The organism is Microbispora sp. H11081 (genome assembly GCF_012999535.1).
Taxonomy (GTDB): domain Bacteria; phylum Actinomycetota; class Actinomycetes; order Streptosporangiales; family Streptosporangiaceae; genus Microbispora.
This window is the reverse complement of sequence record NZ_JABBWV010000005.1, coordinates 150,402-172,923: the sequence shown is the minus strand read 5'-3', so window position 1 is coordinate 172,923 and position 22,522 is coordinate 150,402. Positions and strand designations below refer to the sequence as shown.

The window sequence follows — 22,522 nt, the reverse complement described above, 5'->3', positions numbered from 1 at the left end:
GGCCAAGGGATAACACCGTACAAGCTGCGAGGTCTCCGGTTGGTATCCGTTCGCTCACCTTGCGGCGCGTACGGTCACTTCCTGTGACTCCCGCTCCGCCCGGAGATCGCGGGCCTCGCGGCGGATCAGCAGCACCCAGCCGCCCACCGCGATGCCGATGAACAGCCACCACTGCACGGCGTACGCCAGGTTGAGGCCGCCTCCGCCGCCGACGTCCGGCGGAGGAAGCAGTTCCGGCGCGTCGGCCGCCGCGGGCGTCTGGGCGGTCAGTTCGACGAACCCCCCGAAGACCTCGTACGGCAGGCCCTTGGCGAGGGCGGGCGTGTCGATCAGCAGGATCTGGCCGGTGGGCAGCCCGGACCGGTTCCTGATGCCGGTGTTCTCCCTGGTCTCGCCGGGGCGGAGCCGTCCCGTGACGGTCACCTCCCCCGGGGGCGGCGCGGGCACCTGCGGATGCGCGTCGGCGGTGGCCCCGGCGGGGACCCAGCCACGGTTCACCAGCACGGCGCCCTGCGGCGTGACGAGGGGGGTGACCACGTGGAAACCGACCCGGGTGTTGAGGGTGCGCCTGCGCACCACGAACTCGTGGGCGGTGTCGTAGCGGCCGGTGACGGTGACGAGGCGGTACCTGTCCTTCTCCGGCACGGCGGCGCCTGGCCGGTCCAGCCGCTCGATGGGCACGGGAGCGGCGGCGAGGTTGGCGGTGATCCTGGCGCTGGAGGCCGACCGTTCCTCGAACCGCCCCCACTGCCAGGTCCCCAGGAAGAAGAAGGCGGGGATCAGCGCGAGCACGAGCAGATGCAGCCCGACCCAGCGGCGCGTGAGGAGGAACCGGTACACGCCACCAGCCTAGGCAGCGCCACGAGTGGTCCTGCTCTCAGGCGGTGTCTCAGGCGGTGTCTCAGGCGGGGGTGCTCAGCCGGGCGCCGGGACCCGGATGGGGAGTGACCTCGCGCGGGCCGCCGATCTCGTGGCCGTCCTCGCACACGAGGTGCAGCGCGATGGGCGCGCCGCAGTCGCGGTGGCTCACCACGACCGGCGGGCCCTCGGGATCGGCCAGGTAGCGGTCGCCCCAGTGCATGAGCGCGATCATGATCGGGTAGAGGTCGAGGCCCTTCTGCGTGAGCCGGTACTCGTCGCGCTGGCGCTGGCCGGGCTCCTGGTAGGGCACCTTGCGCAGCAGTCCCTCGTCGACGAGCCGCGACAGCCGCGCGCTGAGCACCTGCCGGGGGGCGCCGGTGCGCGTCTGCAGGTCGGCGAAACGCCGGATGCCGTTGAACGCCTCACGGAGGACGAGGAACGTCCACTTCTCGCCCACCACGGCGAGGGTTCGCTCGATGGAGCAGTTGTCCACCCGATAACGCCGCATGTCGCGCATCGTAACCGCAACCTCCCGCCGACATCTAAGTCTAGTTGACAGACTCAGCTATCGTACGGAACCCTGAGTCCATGCTTGGAACTCAGGTGAGACCCGCCGTGGACATCCGCGCGGCACGCCCCGGCGAGGACGAGGAGCGGGTGCGGCTCTTCCTGGAGGGACTGTCGGGGGCGACGCTGACGAACCGCTTCTTCCTGGGCCCCGGCAGGCCGAGCGCGAGCCTGGTGCGCGCCATGGTCGCAGGCGACGAGCGGCGGGACGCGCTGCTCGCGCTGCGCGGCGACGCCGTCATCGGGCACGCCATGAGCCACCTGTCCGACGGCGCCGGCGGAGTCGAGGTGGAGATCGCGCTCGTGGTGGACGACCGCTGGCAGGGCCTCGGCGTGGGTTCCGGGCTCGTGCGCACCCTCCTGCGCCGGGCGTCCGTACGCGGCGCTGTCGTGGTCGGCATGGACGTCATGGCCCAGAACAGGCGAGTGCTGGAAATGGTGCGGAGGATGTGGCCCTCTGCCACAATCGACACTCTCGGCACGTCCGTCGAGATCAAAGCCCGCCTCGCGTTTGCAGAACAAGGTTCTGTTGGTTCACCATTGACTATGTGAAGAACGCGAAAAGCGCGCGGGACGGCAGGGCCAGGATCATCGAGGGCGCCCTGCGCAGGTTCAGCCAGAGCGGCGTCTCGGCCACCACCCTGGCCAGCCTCCGGCAGGAGAGCGGCGTCAGCGTGGGCAGCTTCTATCACCACTTCACGAGCAAGGAGCACGTCTTCGGCGTGCTCTACGCCGAGATCCTCGACATGTACCAGGCCGCGTTCGTCGGCGAACTCGTCCGCCACGAGGACGCCCGCGCCGGCATCGAGGCGATCGTCGCGATGCACATGGCGTGGTGCGGCGAGCATCCGGAACGGGCCCGCCTGCTGATCAGCGAGCGGCCGCCCCGGCGCAACGAGCCGGGCGGCCCGGAGGTCGCGGAGTCGCGGCGCGACTTCTTCCGGCAGGTCGCCGAGTGGTGGCGGCCGCACATGAAGGACGGCGTGCTCCGTCCCGTCCCCGCCACGATGTGCTACGTGCTGTGGCTCGGCCCCGCGCAGGAGATGTGCCGCCTGTGGTTCAGCGGCGCGCACCAGCCCACGCGGGAGGAGATCGCCGACATGGGCGAGGCCGCCTGGAACAGCCTCAAGATGCCGTAGATTCGATCTGTGGACGCCCCTTCCGACCTGGTCCGGCGGCTTCGTGAGAGGTTCGTGGAAACCGGTTACACGATCGACGGCGTGCGTGAGCGGCTGGGCGACATGGCCGCCTCCGCCTTGGCCCGCGAGGAGATCGTGCCCGCGCTGCGCGCAACCAGGGACGCCGACCCCCTCGCCGCGCTGATCCGCCTGTGGTGGCTCGGCGCCCCGGTGAGCATGGCCGCCGCCGACCTCCCGCTGCAGGACCTCATCGAGACCGGGCTGCTGGTGCGCCTGGGCGACTCCGTACAGGCCACCGTGCACCTGCAGCCGTGGGACACCGGCACCGGCGACACGGCGTACGTGGTGTCCGACAGGAAGGTGCGGCCCGGTGACCCCTCACTGCGGCCCGACCACGTGGTGGGAGCGGGCGGCGCCTCGGCCAACCTCGCCCAGCTCGGCTGGACCGCGCCGGTCGAGCGGGCGCTCGACCTCGGCACCGGCTGCGGCGTGCAGGCGCTGCACCTGGCGAGCAGGGCGGAGCGCATCGTCGCGACCGACGTGAACCGCAGGGCGCTGCGGCTGGCCCGCCTCAGCTGGGGCCTGTCCGGCGTGACCGGCGTCGAGGCGCGCGAGGGCTCGATGTACGAGCCCGTGGACGGCGAGCGGTTCGACCTCGTGGTGTCCAACCCCCCGTTCGTCATCGCGCCCGAGGCCAGATACACCTACCGAGAGGCCGGCGGGCGGGGCGACGAGTTCTGCCGCGACCTCGTGCACCGCACCCCCCGGCACCTCGCCCAGGGCGGCCGGGCGCGCTTCCTCGCCAACTGGCTGCACGTGAAGGGCGAGGACTGGCAGGACAGGGTGGGCGGCTGGCTCACGGAGACCGGCTGCGACGGCTGGGCCGTGCAGCGCGACGTGCAGGACCCGGCCGAGTACGTCGAGCTGTGGCTGCGCGACTCCGCGGAGCACGGCACGTCGGCCTACCGCGAGCGCTACGACGAGTGGCTCGCCTGGTTCGAGTCGATGGACGTGACCGGCGTCGGCTTCGGCTGGATCGCCCTGCACGACTCCGGGTCGGTGAGCCCGCTCGTGCGGGTGGAGGAGATGAGGCAGCCGGTCGAGCCGCCCTCCGGCGCGCTGGTCGAGGCGGTCCTGCGCGCGGCGCGCACCGCCCACGAACTGTCCGACGAGGACCTGCTCGACGCGCGCCTGAAGCCGGCGGAGGGAGTGGTGGAGGAGCGCGTCGGCCCGCCCGGCGCCGACGACCCCTCCCGTATCGTCCTGCGGCAGACCAGGGGCGCGCGTCGTACGGTCACCGTGGGGACGGTGGAGGCGGCCCTGGCCGGCGTGTGCGACGGCGACCTGCCCACGCGGCCGCTGCTCGCCGCCATCGCCGAGCTGACCGGAGAGGACCCCGGCGACGTGATCGGGCGGGCTCCCGCCGCGCTGCGCCCGCTGATCGCCGAGGGCTTCCTCGACGTTGCAAGCCCACGTTGATCGGAGTTTGAACGGCCGGGTGGACAGTGGTCCTGAGCGGACTTCGGGGGGGTTCGGAGCCCGCTCGGGAAGCCCGGCCGGTCGCCGACGTGAGGCGGCGAGTCGTCACGGGGCGCACCGGTAAGGATCCGGGCCCCCTGCGCGTCCCAGTGACGACGGGCGGCCGGCCGGGCGATTACCGGCCCAGAGACGAAGACGGGTATTCGCTGTGATCAACCATGTTCGGATGAGCAGGCTCGACGACGACCCGCGGCTCGGCTCAGGTCTCGACCTGTTCGGCCAGCAGCGCGCCGATGTCGTCGGCCTCGGGGGAACCGAGCCTGGTGAAGATGTCGAGGGCCTTGACCAGGGCCTGCCTGCCCCTGCCGGTCTCCCCGAGGCTCGCCAGGGCCTTGCCGAGGGCGGCCAGTGACTGCGCCTCGCCGTACGGGTGGGTGATCTCGCGGCTCACGGTCAGCGCCTGCTCGGCGTGCCTGGCGGCCTCCGCGAACCGCCCGGCGGCGATGAACGTGGCGGCCAGCCGGTAGCAGACCCGCTGCTCCCAGACCCTCTGGTTGCTCGCCCGGAAGAAGGTCAGGCACTCGGCGTGGTGGACGACGGCCTCGTTGAGCCGCCCGACATGCGACAGCACGTTGCCCAGGTGGTAGCGGGCCCGCGCCGTTCCCGCGCCGCTGCCGATCTCGGAGAAGACCGCGAGCCCGCGCTCGGCCGCGGCGATGGCCTCGTCGGGCCGCCCGAGGCCCAGGTGGTCGCGGGCCGAGTAGCACGACGCCAGCGCCTCTCCCGCGGGGTTGCCCACCTCTCGGTAGACCGCCGTTGCCCGGTCGAACCATTCGAGCGCCTCGGTGTGGCGCCGGCGCCGGCCCGCGACGACCGCCAGCGCGTTGCAGGTCTCACCCAGCACGATGTGGTCGCCGGTCTCCTCGCCGAGCGCCCGCGCGGCGAGGAAGTGCGACTCGGCCTCGGCCAGCCGGTTCGCCCCGAAAAGCGCCCGCCCGAGGACGTAGCGGCAGCGCATCTCGCCGCGCCGCTCGCCGGCCCGATGGGCCGCTGTGAGCAGCGCGGAGGTGCGCTGCTCGAACTCGCGCTGGCTGGTGCCCGCCTCCAGCAGCGGCTCGAGCGCAAGCAGCAGGTCGGCCGCCGCGAGCAGGTTGCCGCCCGACTCGTACGCCTGGGCCACGGCTCCGAAGATGTCCTCGGCCTCCGCCGACATCCAGGCCACGGCCTCGTCGGCGGAGGAGAAGGAATGGCCGAGCACGCCCAGGTCCGTGAGGGCCTCGGCGATCGCGCTGCCCTCGTAGGCCAGCCGGTGGGCCGCGCCCGCCGAGGCCAGGTAGAAACCGAGCAGCCGCCGCAGGGCGAGCGCGCGCGACTCCGGCTCCTCCGCGTCCTCCGCCTGACGCCGGGCGAACAGTTTGAGCAGGTCGTGGAAACGGTAGCGGCCCCGCGCGGGAGCCTCCAGCAGGCTGGCGTCGACCAGCGACTCGATCACGTCCTCGGCCTCCGCCGGGGTGAGGCCGAGCACGGCCGCCGCCGCCAGGGCCGAGATGTCCGAGCCCGCGGGCAGCGAGAGCAGCCGGAACGCCCGCGCCTGCCGGGCGTCCAACTGGCCGTAACCGAGCGCGAACGTCGCAGAGACCGCCAGGTTGCCGATCTTCATCTCGTCCAGGCGGCGGCGCTCGTCCGCGAGCCTGGGGACCAGTGAGGCCACCGTCCACGACGGGCGGGAGGCGAGCCTCGCGGCGACGATGCGCACGGCCAGCGGCAGGAAACCGCAGGCGGCGACCACGTCCATGGCGGCGGCCCGTTCCGCCGCCACCCTGTCGGGGCCCGCGACCGCCGCGAGCAGCGACAGCGCCTCCTCCGGCTCCATCACGTCGAGGTCGACGAGCCGGGCCGCGGGCAGGTCGGCAAGCTTGCCGCGGCTGGTGATGATCGCCGCGCAGCCGGGTGAGCCGGGCAGCAGGTGCTCGACCTGCTCGGCGTCGCGGGCGTTGTCGAGCAGCACCAGCATCCTGCGCTCGGCGAGCAGCGAACGGAACAGCGCGGAGCGCTCGGCCAGGCCGTCGGGGATCACGTCCATCGGGATGCCCAGCGCGCGCAGGAACGCGACCAGCGCCGTCTCGGGCGCGGTCGGCTCGGCGCCATATCCGCGGAGGTCGGCGTAGAGCTGTCCGTCGGGGAACAGGTCCCCGGCGAGATGGGCCACATGGACGGCCAGGGTGGTCTTGCCCACGCCGCCGATGCCCGACATCGCGGCGATCGGCACGCCCTCCCCCGACCCTTCTCCGCGGAGCAGCGCGAGCAGCCGGTGCACCAGGCGGGTGCGTCCGGTGAAGTCGGAGACCGCCGCGGGCAGCTGCGCCGGTCTCGGCATCTCGATCGCGGGAGTGGCCCCGGCCGCCGCGGCGTCATCGTGGCCGTCCGGGTGCGAGAGCCGTACGGGAGGGGGTGTGTGGATGAGGGAGGGGTCGGCGGCGAGGATCCGCCGGTGCAGGCCGGTCAGCTCGGCTCCGGGCTCGATGCCGAGCTCCTCCACCAGCGCCTGCCTGGTCTCGGTGAAGACCGACAGCGCCTCTGCCTGCCTGCCGCAGCGGTAGTAGGCGAGCATGAGCTGGGCGCGTAACCGCTCGCGCAGCGGGTGTTGCGCGGCGAGCGCGAGCAGCTCGGAGATGATCTCCGCGTGCCTGCCCAGCTCCAGGTCGAGCTCGATGAGCGTCTCGACCGCGCTCATCCGGCGCTCGGCCAGCCGGCCGCGCTGGTGCTCGGCGTACGGGCCGACCGCGCCGGCCAGTGGTTCGCCCGACCACAGGCGCAGGGCGGTACGCAGCCGCTGGGCGGCCTCCTCCGCTTGGCCCGTACGGCGGTCGGAATCGGCGGCGGCGCACTCGCGCTCGAAGACGGCGAGGTCGAACCGGGCGGGTTCGAGCCGCAGCGCGTACCCCCGGCCCACCGAGGTCAGCAGCCGCGGCGGCGTCCTCGGCGACCGGTCCGGCTCCAGGATGGTGCGCAGGCGGGACACGTAGGTGCGCAGCGCGCCGAGCGCGCGCGGCGGCGCCTCCTCCCCCCAAACGCCGTCGATCATCTCGTCCGGCGTGACCGCGTGTCCCTCCCGCAGCAGCAGCATGGCGAGGATGGAGCGTTGCAACGGCGTGCCGAGATCGAGCTCCGCGCTGTCACGCCAGGCCAGGACAGGGCCCAGCACGGCGAAGCGCAGGCCGTCCGCGGCGGCGTGATCAGGCATGTGACCTGTCTCCCAATGGCAAGATTTCCGACCAAATGATAGATCGTGCCGGGCGGCTGCAGTAGGACCGGGCGCGTCGTTCAATTTGTGTACAGGTACTTGAAAGCGACCTGCAAACGACGGCATGGGCGTTGAAAGCGAATTGCAGGCGGGCGGGCCTATCACTGAGGTGCAACCCCGAGCGCACCCCGACTCGGGGGATCGTCCTCGAACAGGAGAACCGAAATGCGACGCTCCATCACCCTCGGTCTCGCCGCCGCCACCGCTGTCGCCGGCCTCGGGCTGCCGGCCCTCGCGACGGCCGCGAACGCCGCCCCCACCTCCACCGCCGCCGCCTCCGCTTCCCCCCACCACAACGACTGGGACTACGACGGCTGGTGGGGCACCTACTGGTCCTCCAACCGTCTCGCCAAGGCCAAGGGCTACGTCGACGTGAAGTACTACGACGAGGAGTCGAACCGGGTCCGCATCACCGGCAAGCTGTACGACAACGACCGCCGCACCTACCGGCACGGCGGCAAGTGCGCGTACATCAAGTTCCGGGTGTCGTCCTGGGACGACGGCGAGGACGACTGGTCCTCCAGCTACAAGTCGTACAAGTACTGCGGCGCCGGCGGCTACAAGACCATCAACTTCTGGCGCTCCGACGTCGCCCAGGTCCAGGCGAAGGTCTGCCAGATCGGCCTGTACAGCAACCAGCCCGTCAAGTGCGGCTACTGGCGCGACATCTACAACGCCTACGACGACGAGTACGGCTACGACGCCTGACGATCGTCCCCCGTCGGCGCCCCCGCATGACGCGGCCCGTCCCTCCCGGGACGGGCCGCTGTTTTCTATGGGCTGGTCACGCTGCTTCCGACGCCGGTTCCACGAAGCCCAGCCTCGCGCGAAGACGTTCGCGTACGGCGGGCCACTCAGGACTCAGGATCGAGTAGTACGCGGTATCTCGGACCGTGTCGTCGGCGCCTCGGCTGTCCGCCCGTCGCACACCGTCGAGATGTGCGCCGAGGGCCTCGATGGCGACCCGGGATCGGGTGTTGCGTACGTCTGCCTTGAGGGTGATCCGGTGAACCTGCCAGGTCTCGAAGGCCAGGGAGAGCAGCAGATACTTGCTCTCCCTGTTGACACCGGTGCCCTGGGCCGACGCGGCGAGCCAGGTGTACCCGATGTCCGCGACGGACGGGACCTCGCCCACCGCGCCCTTCGTCCCCGGCGGCCAGGGCATCGGGCCCTGCCAGTACTCCAGGTTCATCAGACGGGTGGCACCGACCACACGGTCGGTGTGCAGCCACCGGATGGCGAAGGGCAGCGTGCGGCCCTCCGCCTGCCCAGCCATGGAGGCCTCCACATAGGAGACCATCTCTTCCCGGCTGGCGGGAACGCGAGTGAAGGCGTACGTAGAACGGTCTTCACTCGCCGCGGCGACGAGGTCGTCGACCACCGCGAGGCTGAGCGGTTCCAGGCGCACGGAGCGCCCGGACAGGGTGACAAAAGCGGGCATGAGCACATGATGAGGGCTACCGCACACCCCTGATACCAAATGACACGAGACATCTTGGCGGGGGTCCGGTTAAGAGGGATGGATGGTTAAGGAACAGCAGGTCAGAGGGGTGATCAGGGGCTCCTGCGACGGTCGGCGAGGGTAAAGATTTGGCCAAGTGCCCGGCCGCCCCCGCAGGCGGCTGCGGCGGGCGGTCGCGGATGGTCGCCGCCCGGGTCCGGACCTGGGTGACGAGCCCTTCCGAGAGCCCCGAGAAGCGTGCCGGAATGAGCCGTCAGTCGAGGTTCACGCCGCCTGGAGCTGAGCTCGGCGGCGGTCCCCGAATCGGGGGAAGACGCGCGCCCCACCACCCGCCCGCACTGCCCGCCCGCACTGCCCGCCCGCACTGCCCGCTCGCCACCTGCCGGACGTCTGGTCCGGCTCGTGTGCTCCTGCTCGCCCTCTTCATGCCTGCAGGGCAAGCCATGAGCACTGGGTGGGTCCCGGCTGGTCCCCCTGCCGCATCGCCGCCGGTTGCTCTCTATTACGGGCCGCAATTCAGGCCGACCTGTCGCCCCAACTATTCGCTTCTCGCGGTTGTTCGGCATGGCGCAGGGGTGAAATAATTCATACAAGAGTTCGAATCGTGTTGGGAGGCGCCATGGATCTGTCCGACCTCGATCCTGAGCGCCACCATCGTTCGAATAGCGATGACGACGGCTGGTGGGATCGGCTGATCGCCGATTCTCCTTTGTGGTCGACGGACGGTTCGCTCGCCCGCGACAAGCCTGTGGACAACGCCGAGGTCGCGGCCGGCGAGGCCATCACCAGCGGGTTTCGTGACAGCGGAGTTCCTGGCGGCGGGGCTGCGGGCGCTGGGGCCGCCGGATCTGCCGCACCGGACGATGCCGGTCCTGCCGGTGCGGAGGCCGGTGGTGGTGAGGCCGGTGCCGGTGGTCGTGAGACGGGTGCCGCTGGTTCTACTGCGGCGGGTGCCGGTGGTGAGGGTCGACGGGTTCGTTCGTCGTGGGTGCTGGTGGGGTCGTTGCGGGAGTCGGCGCAGGCGCTGGCCTTGGCGCCGGTCCCCGATACACCGGAGATCTGCCTGGCCGAGGCCGAGGATCTGCTGTTCGCCCGCGATCGGATCACGTGCGCGCTGGCCGAACGCGTCGGGCGGGTGCATCGGGCGGGGCAGGCCAGACAGCATGGGCACGCCTCCACCCGCAGTTGGCTGCGCACCGCCGGAGGCATGACCGTCGGGGGTGCGGGCCGCCTGCTCACCCTGGGCATCGAACTGGCGCGGCTGCCCACCGTGCGGGGGATGTTCGCCACCGGAGGGTTGGCGGCGGGGGTGGTGGAGGCGATCTGCGCCGCCGTTGCCGGGCTCTCGGATGAGCAGGCGGGGCTGGCCGAGCCGATCCTGGTGGAGTTGGCGGGGCGGGCGGGCGCGGCGGAGGTGGCCAAGGCGGGGCGGTATCTGCGGGCGGTGCTGGACCCCGACGGTGAGGAGTGCGACGAGCGGGCCGACTACGCGCGGCGGTCGTTGCGGGTGCGCCCGGGTAAGGGGGGTGGGCTGGAGGGGGAGTTCTACCTCCCGCGTGAGGCGGCGGCCCGGTTGCGGGCGCTGCTGGACGCCTACGCCCGGCCACGGGCGGAGGGCGATGACCGGTCACTGGCAGAGCGTCAGGCGGACGCGTTCATCGCTCTGCTGGAGCAGCAGATCACCACCGAGCTCCTGGTCCTGGTCAACGCCGAGTCCCTCCCCACCGACCCCGACCCCGAGCCCACCACCGGCCCTGCGGCCGACCCGGCGACGGAGACCGCCCAAGCCCCCGAGCAGGCCGGGACCCCCGAAGACACTCAGGACAACAAGGACAGCAGCGACGACACCGAGGACGCCTGGCAGTCCGAGACTGTCCGCGAGGCGTGGCAGGCCAGGCAGGCCGGGGAGGCCGAGGCCGCGCCGGTCAGCGGGGACAGCGAGGACACCAGCGCTCCCGACGAGTACGGCACGACCGACGCCGACACCACAGGCCCCAGCACGGTCGGCGGCGCGGTTGGCAGTGGGGTTGGCGGAGCGGGTAACACTGCGACTGGCGGCTCGGTCGACCTACGTGGCGGGGAGTCCGGCGGTGACGTGACCGGCCGCGCGCAGGCGAGGACCGGGCAGCGGAGCGAGTCGCGGCGGGAGCCACAGCAGAGCGACCAGGAGCGCAGCAAGCGGGAGCAGGACGAGGCGCAGCAGGACTCGCCGCGCTCGCCGCAGCCGGGTTGGCCCAAGCAGGAGGAGCCGCAGGAGGGCGCAGCGCGGCGTCGGCAAGAGGGGAGATCGTCGGAGTCGCGGTGGGGTGAGTGGCGCTCGCCCGATCCTCCGGGGGATAGCCATGCCCACCACACCCACGCCGGGCCCCGGCCTACGAAGGAGGTCCCGCATGCGCAGAGCAGCAGTCAGCAGAGCAGCAGTCAGCAGAGCAGTGGTGAGCAGGTCAGCGGTCAGACCCCGCGCGGCGAGCAGACACCGGGCGCGCCGACCGCACCGGAGGCACCACACACGTCGGGACAGGCGGCAGGAGCAGGAGGACCAGCAGGGCGGCAGGGAGGAGCGGCACGAGAGGCAGGAGGGACGCCGGGAGCAGAGCAGCCGGGAGCGGAGCCGCCGTCCGGCTCGCCGGGAGCAGCATCGGGGACGTCATGGGAAGCGCCACCGGGGGCAGGGCCGGGTGCGCGGTTGGGTGCAGGGCCGGGTATGGGGTTGGGTGTTGGGTTGGGGATGGTGCCGGGGTTGTTGCTGGCCACCGGACAGGTCCTGCCCGTCACCAGCGTGCACCGGCTGGCCCGCACCTCCACCCTCATGCGCATCGTCATGGACGCCGACGGCCAGGTCCTCGACATGGGCCGCAAAGTCCGCCTGGCCACCCCCGCCCAGCGACGAGCGATCTTCGCCCGCTACGCCACCTGCTGGATCGACGGCTGCCCGCTCCCCGCAACCATGTGCCAGATCGACCACGCCGACAACTGGAGCACCGGCGGCCTCACCGACCTCAAACTCCTCGGCCCCGCCTGCCAGTTCCACAACCGCGACCGCTACCAACACCCCTACCGCTACACCCGACGCCGAACCGGCAAAGACCGCTGGGCCTTCACCTACCACGGCCGCACCAAGCGGATGCAGGTATAGCGGGACCGGCCGATGCGGAACTGGCTAGGGGCGCGGGGCGCACATCCAGGCTGGTGGAATTCGCCGGGCTGGCGGGATTCGCCTGGCTGGAGGGGTTCCCAGGCTGGAGGGGTTCCCGGGCTGGAGGGAGCGGAGCGGAAGGGAGCGAGGACCGCAGCGAAGGCCCAGCGGAGCGGGCTTCGCGAGGACCGGAGGTTCCTTCTGGCGCAGTGACCGACTTGGCCAAGCACCATGACCAACCTGGCCAAGCACCATGACGACCGGGCCAAGCACCATGACCGACCCACCCGGACCCGAGCCGGCGGGAGCCGGCGTGGACACGAGGATGAGTCGGCGGGTGGCGTGGCCGGGAGCATGACTCGGAGTAGGTTGCTGTGATCGGATCCTGGCGAGGAGGCTGGCGATGTCACGGTTCATCGGGAAGTTCGCGGTGGTCACCGGTGCGGCGCGGGGGATCGGTGCGGCGATCGCGCGTCGGCTGGCGGCGGAAGGCGCGGCGGTGGCCTGCGTGGACCTCACCGCGGACCGGTGTGGGTCGATCGTGGACGAGATCACGGTGACCGGGGGCAGGGCGGTCGCGTTCGGTTGTGACGTCTCCGACGGGGCTCAGGTCGAGGCGCTGGTGCCGGGGGTGGTGGCCGAGTTCGGGCGGATCGACGTGCTGGTGAACAACGCCGGGCTGACCCGCGACAACCTGCTGTTCCGTATGTCGGAGGACGACTGGGACAAGGTCGTCGACGTGAATCTCAAGAGTGTGTTCCTCATGAGCCGGGCCGTCCAGAAGCACATGGTGGAGCAGCGGTCGGGTGCGATCGTCAACCTGTCGAGCCGCTCCGCGCTGGGGAACCGGGGGCAGGCCAACTATTCCGCGGCCAAGGCGGGCATCCAGGGGCTGACCGCGACCATGGCGATCGAGCTTGGCCCGTTCGGCGTCCGGGTGAACGCGGTCGCGCCGGGGTACGTCGCGACGCCGATGACCGAGGCGACGGCCGTGCGGCTTGGGGCGACGCCGGAGGAGCATCAGGCCGCGGTCGCGCAGGGGGTGCCGTTGCGGCGGGTCGGCCAGCCGACCGAGATCGCGTCGGTGGTGGCGTTCTTCGCCTCGGACGACGCGTCGTACGTCACGGGCCAGACGCTCTACGTCAACGGCGGTCCGCGATAGGGCGCGGCCGTAGGCATGAGGGTCGGGGTCTTCCTCGTCGCGGCCGGCTTTCCGGGCAGGGAGCCCGGGGACGTGCTGCGCGGCACAGTGGAGGCGATCGAGGCCGCGGAAAGGGCCGGGTTCGACGACGCCTGGATCGCCGAGCACCACTTCATGTCGTACGGCGTGTGCCCGTCCGCGCTGACGCTGGCGGCGGTGGCGCTGGGCCGGACCTCGCGCATCACGGTGGGGACGGCCGTCAGCGTGCTGTCGGCCCAGCATCCGGTGGCTCTGGCGGAGCAGGCGGCGATCCTCCACCACGTGTCGGATGGCAGGTTCCGGCTCGGTGTCGGGCGCGGGGGCCCATGGCTTGAGCTGGAGGTCTTCGGGACCGGTACGGCGAGGTTCGAGCGGGGTTTCCCGGAATCGCTCGACCTGCTGTGCACGGCACTGAACGGCGGCCCGGTGGCGGCGGACGGCGAGTTCTTCCGGTTCAGGGAGGTCTCGATGGTCCCGCAGGCCCAGATGACGCCGGTCGTCGCCTGCACGTCGGACGGCACGATCCGGCTCGCCGCGGAACGGGGGCTGCCGATGCTGCTCGGTATGCACATCGGCGACGAGGAGAGGGCGGAGATGGTCGCCGCCTACGCCAGACACGCCGCGAACGCCACCCCCGACCCGACGCACACAGACGGTGTTGCTCACGTTGGAGCCGCGCTCGGTTATGTCGCGGACACGACAGAGCAGGCCGTACGGGAGATGCGGGAGTCGTTGCCGCGCTGGCTCGGGCCGGGGCTGGCGGGGTATGTCCCGGTGGACGGCAGGCCGCCGCCGCAGCGCGACATTCCGGGGTACGTGGACCACCTGTGCCGGATCCATCCGGTGGGTTCGGCGGAGCACTGCGTGGAGAAGATCGCCACGACAGCGGCGCGCACCGGGCTGCGGCACCTCATCTTGATGGTCGAGGGCGCCGGGGACCGGGTGCGGACGCTGGAGAACATCGCCCGCCTCGGCGCCGAGGTGCTTCCGGCGGTGCGGCTGCTCTCCTGACCCGGTGGTTCCCCAGCCCGGGGGTGGCGTGAACCGGTGCGCCACCCCCGGCCCGGGAGACCGGTGAGATCAGGTGAGATCAGGTGAGATCAGGTCAGCAGTCGACCAGTTCCGGGCTCTGGTTCAGGATCTGCGCCCGGGGCGTGACGAACTCGCGGTACGCCTCGGTGGCCTCCGGCCGGAAGACCGCGACGCGGTGACAGTTCTGGAAGGCCAGCCGGACACGGAAGTGCCTTTCCAGAGCGCCGCGCATCGCGTCGCTGGCCAGGCAGCGCAGCAACTGCCCGCGGGCGGCCTCGTCGGGCGGCGGCACCTGGTTGTCGGCGAAGTCGGCGCCGGACCGGTCTCGCTGCTCGACCAGTGCGGTGATCGTCGCCCAGGCGTACGGCAGTGAGTCGCGGACGCAGGCCACGAAGGCCGTGTCGTCCACCTCACCGGCGTGTGCCTGGTCGAGCAGGTCGTTGGGCACGGACAGCGACATGGGCTGTTCTCCTCTCGGCGTCTGCTCAGAGAGCGGGGACGCAGTTGACGCTAGATCGAATGAGGCGGGTCTCCATGTGGCGCGGAGGCGACACGTTCATGAAGACGCGGTCACGGAGTGGCGACGGCGGGGCCGAACACGAAGCCGGGGTCGATCTGTGCGACCAGGTCCTGTCCGGTGGCCTGGTTGGCCCACGCGCGGGCGTTCCTGGTGTGGAACTCGGCCGCCTGCCTGCCGAACTTCGGCCAGTCCTTGGGCTGCGCGTCGAGCCGGTCGAGCAGGGTGGCGAGGGCCTGGTGGGCGGCGGGTTCGAGGTCGTCGAGCGTGAAGGGCCTGCCCTGCTCCATGCCACGGATGGCGGGGGAGTGCCCGAACCAGGTCAGCAGGTCGTCGCCGACGTGCTCGCGGAGGAAGGCGACGTCGTCCGGGGAGTGGACCTTGTTGCCCACCACGGCGATCGCGACGTCGAAACCGGCGGCGTGGTCGCGATACTGCCGGTAGACGCCGACGCCCTGACGGGTCGGCTCGGCGACCAGGACCGTGAGGTCGAACCGGGTGAACAGCCCTGAGGCGAAGGAGTCCGCCCCGGCGGTCATGTCCACCACGACGTACTCACCGGCGCCGTCGACCAGATGGTTGAGGTAGAGCTCGACCGCGCCGAGCTTGGAGTGGTAGCAGGCGACGCCGAGGTCGTCCTCCTCGAACGGGCCGGTGACCATGAGCGAGACGCCCTCGACACGGCAAGAGGGGAAGAACGGGTCGTCCAGCCGGATCAGCCGGGAGCCGCGCCCCGGCGGTGTCGTCTTGACCATGGAGGCGGCGTCGCGGATCAGCGGGTTGTCGCCGCGCAGGTAGTCCTTGATCTCGGTCAGCATCCCGCCGAGCGGCGGCGGGCCTCCGGCCGCTTCCGACTTCGTGCGGGCCGGCAGGCCCAAGGCCAGGCCGAGGTGCTGGTTGATGTCGGCGTCGATGGCGACGACCGGCCCCCGTCGCGTCGCGTACCTCGCGAACAGCGACGACAGCGTGGTCTTGCCGCTTCCGCCCTTGCCGACGAACGCCACTCGCATGCGGCCCCCCAAGCCGAAAATGAACCCGCCGAAATGAAAACCGTTGTCACTTTCACTCGTGCGTCATCATGGCACACGGGTGGACGGCGTGGGCGGATTTCAGGCGGGGCGGAACAGCGAGAGCACCCGGACGAGCGTGGGCCGCAGGGCGTCCCAGCTGTCAGCGGAGGTGGTCCAGGTGAGCACGCTCGTCGTGGTGTCTGTGGAGATCACCCGGCGGTACTGGTGATACTCCACTCCCTTGGTCAGATGGTCCCGCGTGGACGTTCTGCGCGGGGTCCAGGTGAACTCCCAGTCGGCGGCGGGGCCGTACTCGCCGGTCACGGCCTTGAGGCGGAGCCGGTGATAGGCCTTCGCCTCCGGGCGGAGGATCTCCTCGGCCTCGCCGAGCGCGGCCAGCGGGTCGGTGCCGCGCTGCGCGGTCACCTCGATCGTGAAGGCCGCCCCGCCGTCCCGGGCGCGCCACGAGGTCGAGTACTGGCCGTCCTCGCGGGTCCAGCCGCGGGGCACGCCGGCCCGCCATCCGGCCTCGGCCGTGTGCCACTTCAGCTTCAGCCGCCCGGCGGACGCGGCTGGGGAGACCGATGCCGACGGAGAGGCGGAGGCCGAAGGTCCAGGGGCGGCGACCACGCCGGTGCCGGCCCGGCTCTCGTCGGCCCCGGGCCGCAGCACCGCCCAGCCGCCCACGGCGCACGCGACCAGCAGGCCCGCCGCCAGGCCGGTGAGGAGCCGGGCCCGGCCGGAGCCCTGCCGTACGGGCCGGGCGGGGGCGGGCGGCTCCACCTGGGCGAGCAGGCGGTCGGCGGTCTCCGCGTCCATCCGCCGCCTGGGCTCGCGGGCCAGCAGCCCGGCGAGCACCGCGCGGAGTTCGCCGGGCGCGTCCTCGAACGACCCGGGAGGCGTGGACGGCGGCCGCCCGGTGGCGGCCAGGTGGAGGGTGGCGCCGAGCGACCACAGGTCGGCGGCGACCGTGCGCGGGCCGCCTGCGGCCCGTTCGGGGGCGGCGTACGCCCGGGGCCCGCGGTCGCCCGCCTCAGGAGCGTTGGAGAACGCCGGGTCGGCGGCCGGGATCGACATGCCGAAGTCGGTGAGCAACACCCGCCCGTCGTGGGCGATGAGCACGTTGGCGGGCCGGACGTCGCCGTGCCGTACGCCTGCGTTGTGGGCGTGGATGAGCGCGGACAGCACCGCGCGGGCGATCCGGGCGGCCTCGGCAGGAGGCAGGGGCCCGTCACCGGAGACGACGCCGTCGAGCGATCGCGAGGGAACGAGTTCCGTCACGACGTACGGCGTGTCGTCCTCTTCGGCGACGTCGTGGACGGCGGCGATGTGCGGGTGGCGCAGCCGTCCGGCCTGGCGGACCTCGCGGGAGATCCGCTGGACGAGCCGCAGCCGCGCGGTTTCGCCCAGGTCGGGGGGCAGCAGGACCTCGCGGATCGCGACGGGCCGGTCGAGCAGCGTGTCGCGGCCCTCCCACACCAGCCCGGCGCGGCCGTGGCCGAGCGCGCGGACCAGCCGGTATCGCCCGACGATGAGCTGCCCAGCAGCACCCATCACGCCTGCCTCTACGCCCGCACGATTCACTTGAAAGCGGAGTCTTGCACAAACCGGGATTAGAGGGGCGGAAGTGAACCGGTTGCGATGTGGGCGAGTGTGACTTCGGTGAGGGTCGCCTGCTCGTGGTGGCGCAGCGCCGTCCAGACGTCGCCGAGCGGCTCCGCGACGCCGTGGAAGTCCTCGCTGTCCTGCGGCGCCCCCTCCATGATGAGGACGACGTCGGCGAGCGTGATCTGGTCGGCGGGCCGGGCGAGCCAGTAGCCGCCGTCGGGCCCGCGCTGGCTGTTGATGAGGCCGGCCCGCCGCATCTGCAGCAGGATGTTGTCGAGGAACCGGCGCGGGATCCGCTGCGCCGCCGCGATCCGCTCGGCCGGGACCGGCCCCGGCGCCGCCGCGGCGAGTTCCACGGCGGCGCGCAGGGCGTACTGGGTCCTTACGGAGAGCCGCATCTGCTCACACTGCGAGGACCAGGGATCGGGCGCCGGGCACGGGCCGTAGATGCACGGTGTCGCCAGGCTTGAGGTCCAGCCGGTCGGCCTGCTCACGCGTCACCTGCACCCACGCCTCGTGCCCGCCGACCTCCACTTCGACGCGCACCTCGAAGCCGAGCTTGACGACGCGGGAGACCAGGGCGGACGAGCCGCCCTCGACGGGGTCCTGGCTGATCTCGACGTCGTGCGGGCGGACCAGGTTGCCATCAAGTTCGGTGACCGGGCCCAGGAAGCGCATCACGAACGGGTTGGCCGGGTTGTCGTACACCTCGCCGGGGCTGCCCGACTGCACCACCTCGCCCCCGGCGAGCAGCACGATCGTGTCGGCGACCTCGATGGCCTCCTCCTGGTCGTGGGTGACGAACACGGTGGTCACGTGGACCTCGTCGTGCAGCCGGCGCAGCCACGTGCGCAGTTCCTTGCGCACCTGCGCGTCCAGGGCGCCGAACGGCTCGTCGAGGAGCAGCACCTGGGGTTCCACCGCGAGGGCCCTGGCCAGGGCCATGCGCTGCCGCTGGCCGCCCGACAGCTGGGACGGGTAGCGGTCGGCCAGTTTCTCCAGGTGGACCAGTTCGAGCAACTCCATGACGCGCTTGCGGATCTCGTCCTTGGGCCGCTTGCGGACCTCCAGGCCGAAGGCCACGTTGCGGAAGACCGTGAGGTGCTTGAACGCGGCGTAGTGCTGGAACACGAAGCCGACGCCCCGCCGCTGCGGGGCCAGCCGGGTGGCGTCGACGCCGGAGATGCGCACGGTGCCGGTGTCGGGCTGTTCCAGCCCGGCGATCACGCGCAGCAGCGTCGACTTTCCTCCGCCGCTGGGGCCGAGCAGGGCGGTGAGCGACCCCGCGGCGACGTCCAGCGACACATCGCGCAGGACCGGCGTGGCCCCGAACGACTTGTTGACGTCGCGTACCTCAATTGCCATCGGACCGATCCTTCGGGCGCAGGAGCTTGGTGAGCAGCAGGGTGACCACGGCGATCAGGGCGAGGGTCGTGGCGGCGGCGAACGCGCCCTGCTGGTCGTAGTTCTGGAAACGCTCCTCGACGAGCAGCGTGAGCGTCTGGGTCTGGTCCACGAGACGGCCGGAGACCACCGCGACCGCGCCGTACTCGCCGAGCGAGCGGGCCAGGCAGAGCACGAGGCCGTAGCCGAGCGCCCAGCGGATGCCGGGCAGCGTGATGCGGAGGAACGTCTGGAGCCGGCTCGCGCCCAGGGTGTGCGCGGCCTGTTCCTGCTCGTCGCCGAGCTCCTCCAGGACCGGGATGATGGACCGGGCGACGAGTGGCATCGCGACGAACACGGTGGCGATCACCATGCCGGGGGTGGAGAAGATCACCTGGATGCCCCAGCTCTCCAGCAGTCCGCCGACCGGGGAGAAGCGGCCGTACACGAGGATGAGCGCGAGTCCGACGACGACCGGCGAGACGGCCATCGGCAGGTCGACGAACGCCCCCAGCAGTCGTTTGCCGGGGAACTCGTGCCGGACGAGGAGGATCGCGACGCCGACACCGAAGATCGTGTTGGCCACGACGGCCAGGCCGGCGACGGTCAGCGTCACCTTGAAGGCGTGCAGCGCGGACGGAGAGGTCAGGGACTCGAAGAACGGTCCCAGCCCGTCGCCGAAGGTCTGCCAGATGATCAGTCCCACGGGCAGGACCAGCAGGAACATGACGTAGGCGACGGCGATCAGGCGCAGTACGTGCTTAGCCACGGCGCTTCCCCCATCGCTGCAGGAGGTCGAGAGTGACGAGTGCGACCAGGGCCACCACGAGCAGGACCGTCGAGATCGCGGCCGCGCCCGTCGTGTTGTCGCCCTCGATCTGGCTGAAGATGTTCACGGCCGCGACCTGCGTCTTGAACGGCAGGTTGCCCGAGATGAGCACGGTCGAGCCGAATTCGGCGATCGCCCGGGTGAAGGCGAGGGCGGTGCCGGACAGCATCGCCGGGAGCAGGTTCGGCAGGATGATCCGGCGGAAGGTCTGGAACGGCCCGGCGCCGAGCGAGGCCGCCGCCTGTTCCATCTCCTTGTCGAGTTCCAGCAGGACCGGCTGCACCGTGCGGACGACGAACGGCAGCGTGACGAACATCAGCGCCAGCACGACGCCGACTCTGCTGTAGGCCAGGTTGACCCCGAGCGGGGACTGCGGGCCGTACAACGCGAGCAGGACGAGGCCGGCCACGATGGTCGGCAGCGCGAACGGCAGGTCGATGATCGTTTCGAGCACCGCGCGGCCGGGGAAACGGTCGCGGACCAGCACCCAGGCGATGATCGTGCCCATGACAAGGTTGAGCAGGGCGACGAGCGCCGACGCGCCGATGGTCAGGCTCAGCGCGGCCCAGGCGTCGGGAGCGGTGATCGAGCGCCAGAAATACCCGGGGCCGTCGTCCATCGAGCGCCAGACCACGGCGGCCAGCGGGATCAGCACGATCAGGCTCAGGTACATGACGACCACGCCGAGGCCGGCGGCGGTGCCGCCGGCCATGCGCGAGGCCGGTCGTACGGTGATCGCGGCCACGTCTCGCGTCACTTCTCGCGTCACTTCTCGGTCGCGACACCGAGCTTGCGCTCGATCTCGGCGACCTTGCCCGTCTTCGGGTCGAAGAACTCACTCGTGATCTTGTCCCAGCCGCCGAGATCCTGGATCGTGAACAGCTGCGGCGGGGTGGGCCAGTTGAAGCCGGTGATGCCTTCGACGACCGGGCGGTAGCCGTTCTTCGCGAAGATCGTCTGCGCTTCCGTGGAGTAGAGGTACTTCAGGAAGTCCGCGGCTTCCTTGGGGTGGGCGCTGTTCTTCGTCACGGCAACCGGGTTCTCGATGAGGAGCGTCCAGTCGGGAATCGTGTAGTCGAGTTCCTGGCCGTTCTGCTGGGCGAAGATGGCCTCGTTCTCGTACGTGAGAAGGGCGTCGCCCTTGCCGCCGGTGAAGGTCTGCAGGGCCTTGCGGCCGCTGTCGTCCTGAACGGGCACGTTCTTGAGCAGCGCGTCGAGGTAGGCGATTCCGGCTGCCTGGTCGGCGCCGTTGTTCGACTTCGCGCCGTAGCCCGCGAGGAGGTTCCAGCGGGCCGCGCCGGAGGTGAAGGGGTTGGGGGTGAGGACCTCGACCCCGGGCTTGACGAGGTCGTCCCAGGTCTTGAGGCCCTTCGGGTTGCCCTTGCGGGTGCCGATGACGACGACGGACTGGGTGAGCATTCCCTTGGTGGGGCCGGAGTTCCAGTCCTCCGCGACGATGCCGGCCTTCACGAGCCGGGTGATGTCGGTCTCCAGGGAGAACTCGACGATGTCCGCCTGGAGGCCGTTCGCCACGGCACGGCTCTGGTCGCCGGACGCGCCGTACGACTGGGTGAAGGTGATGTTCTTGCCTTCGGGCGTCTTCTGGTACGCCTTGATGATCTCTCCGAAGGCCGCCTGGGGGGTGGAGTAGGCAACCAGTGCCAGCTTGACCTTGCCTCCGCCGTCGCCCCCGCCGGCGTTGTCGTTCCCCCCGCAGGCGGTGACCAGGGTGGTCGTCGCCACGACGGCTGCCGCGATGGCCCCGAGCCTGCGCACTCTCATATCGAGTCCTCTATTCCGAGATTCCTACCAAGTCAGTCGGTTTAGTAGATATTAAAACCGTTCCAGGAATCCCGTCAAGACAGATGGGTTTAGAGGGTTGTTCTGGGAGTCGGCAAGGTGTGACTTGCATCGATGTTGTGAAATTTCCAGACAGGGCGTGTCGACCAGTGCTAGGAACGGACGCTATTGGGACATGACCCAAAAGCACATGACCCAAAGCACACTGAGGAAGGACCTTCATGCGCGACCCGGTGACCGAGGACGCCTACGAGGAAGACGGCTCGTTCCTCCGGCCGTACATCAGCAACCAAGGTCAGTACGGCGTCCAGCAGGACGAACCGGCCCGCGACACCCCGCGGGGCGACCACGGCGACGTGCTGTCGGAGGGCTGGCGGTCAGAGGACAGGCAGACAGAGGACTGGCAGCCGGAAGAGCCCGGGCAAGCGCCGGATCCCCGGTCCGAATACCTGGTGAGCGACTACCCGGTCAGCGACTACCCGGTCAGCGAATACCCCGTGAGTGACGGCGACACCGATCCGCGCGGCTTCCTCGGCTCGGGCTGGCGCAACACCCCCGACCCCGACGAGGAGGAGGGGTCGAGGCGAGGCGGGCTGCTGCTGCGTACCGGCCTGATCGCCGCCGGCGTCCTGGGCGCGATCTGGGCGCTGGCGCTGTGGGTCGGGCAGCCGTCCGGAGCGGACTGCGCGGATGGCGCGTCCTGCGCGGCGGGGGGAGGCCCTGCCGTGACGGCGCCGGCCTCACCGGCCGCCGGAGACCAGGACCAAGCCGGGGACGGAGCAGGGGACGGAGCCGGGGACGGAGACGAGGCCGGGGACGACGCGACAGGAGAGCCCACCGAGGCGCCCTCCGAGGCGCCGTCCGGCCTGCCGTCCGAGGCGCCGAGCCGGGCGCCCAGCCAACCCCGCGGCGCGCAGCCGGAACAGACCCGGCACGCCTCGCCCGCGCCGTCGCGCGGCGAGCGGTCCCATGCGCAGGAGCCGGACTCCCGGTCGACCGCGTCCCCGCACTCCTCGCGGGTGTCCGTCGAGGCGGGGGACGACCGGGCCGGTGGCGCGGACGCGGGCTCGGCCGAGGCCGAGGAGCAGGCGGCCACGGCTCCCACTGCCGAGCCGGCCACGCAACAGCCGACCGCCGCGCCCGCCCCCACCAAGGAGGAGTCGCACCACGGCGGCGGACTGCTCGACTGGCTCTTCTAGCCCTCTTCTAGCCCTC

Annotated in this window: 20 protein-coding genes; 8 read left to right on the top strand and 12 right to left on the bottom strand. The window is 71.3% G+C overall.

The features are described from left to right. Positions 1-54: 54 nt before the first annotated feature. Positions 55-840, bottom strand: a complete 786-nt coding sequence (locus HHX31_RS15630) for an SURF1 family protein (RefSeq protein WP_169949007.1) — start codon at positions 838-840, stop codon at positions 55-57. A 61-nt stretch (positions 841-901) separates the two neighbouring features. After that, entirely contained in the window at positions 902-1,369 is a 468-nt protein-coding gene (locus tag HHX31_RS15625) for a helix-turn-helix domain-containing protein (protein ID WP_211589770.1), read from the bottom strand. Positions 1,370-1,464: 95 nt separating this feature from the next. Here HHX31_RS15625 and HHX31_RS15620 point away from each other — a divergent pair, with 95 nt between their 5' ends. The 3 genes from HHX31_RS15620 to HHX31_RS15610 are packed head-to-tail and all read left to right on the top strand — an operon-like array spanning position 1,465 to position 4,046. Further along, positions 1,465-1,980, top strand: a complete 516-nt coding sequence (locus HHX31_RS15620) for a GNAT family N-acetyltransferase (protein ID WP_311931813.1) — start codon at positions 1,465-1,467, stop codon at positions 1,978-1,980. Continuing rightward, the gene (locus HHX31_RS15615) at positions 1,977-2,567 is read left to right on the top strand and encodes a TetR/AcrR family transcriptional regulator (RefSeq protein WP_169949004.1); all 591 of its coding nucleotides are present in this window, start codon (positions 1,977-1,979) and stop codon (positions 2,565-2,567) included. The genes HHX31_RS15620 and HHX31_RS15615 overlap by 4 nt, the downstream gene beginning before the upstream one ends. Further along, positions 2,568-4,046 (top strand): methyltransferase, encoded by a 1,479-nt coding sequence (locus HHX31_RS15610; RefSeq protein ID WP_396711152.1) that lies wholly within the window; start codon positions 2,568-2,570, stop codon positions 4,044-4,046. It abuts the gene before it with no gap. Positions 4,047-4,305: 259 nt separating this feature from the next. Here the strand turns inward: HHX31_RS15610 and HHX31_RS15605 are convergent, their stop codons facing one another. Further along, positions 4,306-7,290, bottom strand: a complete 2,985-nt coding sequence (locus HHX31_RS15605; protein ID WP_169949003.1) for an AfsR/SARP family transcriptional regulator — start codon at positions 7,288-7,290, stop codon at positions 4,306-4,308. Between the two features lie 225 nt (positions 7,291-7,515). Here HHX31_RS15605 and HHX31_RS15600 point away from each other — a divergent pair, with 225 nt between their 5' ends. Beyond that, entirely contained in the window at positions 7,516-8,058 is a 543-nt protein-coding gene (locus HHX31_RS15600) for a hypothetical protein (protein ID WP_169949002.1), read from the top strand. 76 nt (positions 8,059-8,134) lie between these two features. On the opposite strand, the gene HHX31_RS15595 is transcribed toward HHX31_RS15600, so the two are convergent. After that, positions 8,135-8,791 carry a GNAT family N-acetyltransferase gene (locus tag HHX31_RS15595; protein ID WP_169949001.1) on the bottom strand — a complete coding sequence of 219 codons (657 nt, stop codon included), beginning with the start codon at positions 8,789-8,791 and terminating at the stop codon, positions 8,135-8,137. A 1,015-nt stretch (positions 8,792-9,806) separates the two neighbouring features. Between HHX31_RS15595 and HHX31_RS15590 the strand changes: the two genes are divergently transcribed. The 3 genes from HHX31_RS15590 (at position 9,807) to HHX31_RS15580 (ending at position 14,139) form a co-directional block, all read left to right on the top strand. Next, entirely contained in the window at positions 9,807-11,948 is a 2,142-nt protein-coding gene (locus tag HHX31_RS15590; RefSeq protein WP_211589769.1) for a DUF222 domain-containing protein, read from the top strand. A 403-nt stretch (positions 11,949-12,351) separates the two neighbouring features. Beyond that, positions 12,352-13,110, top strand: coding sequence for a glucose 1-dehydrogenase (locus HHX31_RS15585; protein ID WP_169948999.1), 759 nt, complete (start codon positions 12,352-12,354; stop codon positions 13,108-13,110). Between the two features lie 15 nt (positions 13,111-13,125). Then, positions 13,126-14,139, top strand: a complete 1,014-nt coding sequence (locus tag HHX31_RS15580) for an LLM class flavin-dependent oxidoreductase (protein ID WP_169948998.1) — start codon at positions 13,126-13,128, stop codon at positions 14,137-14,139. 94 nt (positions 14,140-14,233) lie between these two features. On the opposite strand, the gene HHX31_RS15575 is transcribed toward HHX31_RS15580, so the two are convergent. The 8 genes from HHX31_RS15575 to HHX31_RS15540 form a co-directional block, all read right to left on the bottom strand. Then, the gene (locus HHX31_RS15575; RefSeq protein ID WP_169948997.1) at positions 14,234-14,620 is read right to left on the bottom strand and encodes an SCO5389 family protein; all 387 of its coding nucleotides are present in this window, start codon (positions 14,618-14,620) and stop codon (positions 14,234-14,236) included. Between the two features lie 110 nt (positions 14,621-14,730). Next, a complete protein-coding gene (locus tag HHX31_RS15570; RefSeq protein ID WP_169948996.1) occupies positions 14,731-15,687 on the bottom strand; it encodes an ATP-binding protein in 957 nt (318 codons plus the stop codon). 99 nt (positions 15,688-15,786) lie between these two features. Beyond that, positions 15,787-17,241, bottom strand: coding sequence for a serine/threonine-protein kinase (locus tag HHX31_RS15565; protein WP_169948995.1), 1,455 nt, complete (start codon positions 17,239-17,241; stop codon positions 15,787-15,789). Positions 17,242-17,300: 59 nt separating this feature from the next. Beyond that, positions 17,301-17,693: an Rrf2 family transcriptional regulator gene (locus tag HHX31_RS15560; protein ID WP_169948994.1), complete on the bottom strand. Its 393-nt coding sequence runs from the start codon at positions 17,691-17,693 to the stop codon at positions 17,301-17,303. A 4-nt stretch (positions 17,694-17,697) separates the two neighbouring features. Continuing rightward, a complete protein-coding gene (locus HHX31_RS15555) occupies positions 17,698-18,660 on the bottom strand; it encodes a sulfate/molybdate ABC transporter ATP-binding protein (RefSeq protein WP_169948993.1) in 963 nt (320 codons plus the stop codon). Beyond that, on the bottom strand, positions 18,650-19,447 hold the full coding sequence (locus HHX31_RS15550) for a sulfate ABC transporter permease subunit (RefSeq protein ID WP_169948992.1): 798 nt from the start codon (positions 19,445-19,447) through the stop codon (positions 18,650-18,652). The genes HHX31_RS15555 and HHX31_RS15550 overlap by 11 nt, the downstream gene beginning before the upstream one ends. Then, positions 19,440-20,264, bottom strand: a complete 825-nt coding sequence (gene cysT, locus HHX31_RS15545; protein ID WP_211589768.1) for a sulfate ABC transporter permease subunit CysT — start codon at positions 20,262-20,264, stop codon at positions 19,440-19,442. Before cysT ends, HHX31_RS15550 begins: the two co-directional genes overlap by 8 nt. An 8-nt stretch (positions 20,265-20,272) precedes the next feature. Beyond that, positions 20,273-21,289 carry a sulfate ABC transporter substrate-binding protein gene (locus tag HHX31_RS15540; protein ID WP_169948991.1) on the bottom strand — a complete coding sequence of 339 codons (1,017 nt, stop codon included), beginning with the start codon at positions 21,287-21,289 and terminating at the stop codon, positions 20,273-20,275. Positions 21,290-21,528: 239 nt separating this feature from the next. Here HHX31_RS15540 and HHX31_RS15535 point away from each other — a divergent pair, with 239 nt between their 5' ends. Then, positions 21,529-22,506, top strand: a complete 978-nt coding sequence (locus HHX31_RS15535; RefSeq protein ID WP_169948990.1) for a hypothetical protein — start codon at positions 21,529-21,531, stop codon at positions 22,504-22,506. The last annotated feature ends 16 nt before the right edge of the window (positions 22,507-22,522 follow it).

Excerpts from the sequence above, each read along its gene's own strand:
- HHX31_RS15585 (WP_169948999.1), top strand. The coding sequence starts at position 12,352 with ATGTCACGGTTCATCGGGAAGTTCGCGGTGGTCACCGGTGCGGCGCGG.
- HHX31_RS15600 (WP_169949002.1), top strand. The coding sequence starts at position 7,516 with ATGCGACGCTCCATCACCCTCGGTCTCGCCGCCGCCACCGCTGTCGCC.
- HHX31_RS15575 (WP_169948997.1), bottom strand. The coding sequence starts at position 14,620 with ATGTCGCTGTCCGTGCCCAACGACCTGCTCGACCAGGCACACGCCGGT.
- HHX31_RS15560 (WP_169948994.1), bottom strand. The coding sequence starts at position 17,693 with ATGCGGCTCTCCGTAAGGACCCAGTACGCCCTGCGCGCCGCCGTGGAA.
- HHX31_RS15625 (WP_211589770.1), bottom strand. The coding sequence starts at position 1,369 with ATGCGGCGTTATCGGGTGGACAACTGCTCCATCGAGCGAACCCTCGCC.
- HHX31_RS15570 (WP_169948996.1), bottom strand. The coding sequence starts at position 15,687 with ATGCGAGTGGCGTTCGTCGGCAAGGGCGGAAGCGGCAAGACCACGCTG.
- HHX31_RS15580 (WP_169948998.1), top strand. The coding sequence starts at position 13,126 with ATGAGGGTCGGGGTCTTCCTCGTCGCGGCCGGCTTTCCGGGCAGGGAG.
- HHX31_RS15605 (WP_169949003.1), bottom strand. The coding sequence starts at position 7,290 with ATGCCTGATCACGCCGCCGCGGACGGCCTGCGCTTCGCCGTGCTGGGC.
- HHX31_RS15565 (WP_169948995.1), bottom strand. The coding sequence starts at position 17,241 with ATGGGTGCTGCTGGGCAGCTCATCGTCGGGCGATACCGGCTGGTCCGC.
- HHX31_RS15555 (WP_169948993.1), bottom strand. The coding sequence starts at position 18,660 with ATGGCAATTGAGGTACGCGACGTCAACAAGTCGTTCGGGGCCACGCCG.
- HHX31_RS15595 (WP_169949001.1), bottom strand. The coding sequence starts at position 8,791 with ATGCCCGCTTTTGTCACCCTGTCCGGGCGCTCCGTGCGCCTGGAACCG.
- HHX31_RS15535 (WP_169948990.1), top strand. The coding sequence starts at position 21,529 with ATGCGCGACCCGGTGACCGAGGACGCCTACGAGGAAGACGGCTCGTTC.
- HHX31_RS15540 (WP_169948991.1), bottom strand. The coding sequence starts at position 21,289 with ATGAGAGTGCGCAGGCTCGGGGCCATCGCGGCAGCCGTCGTGGCGACG.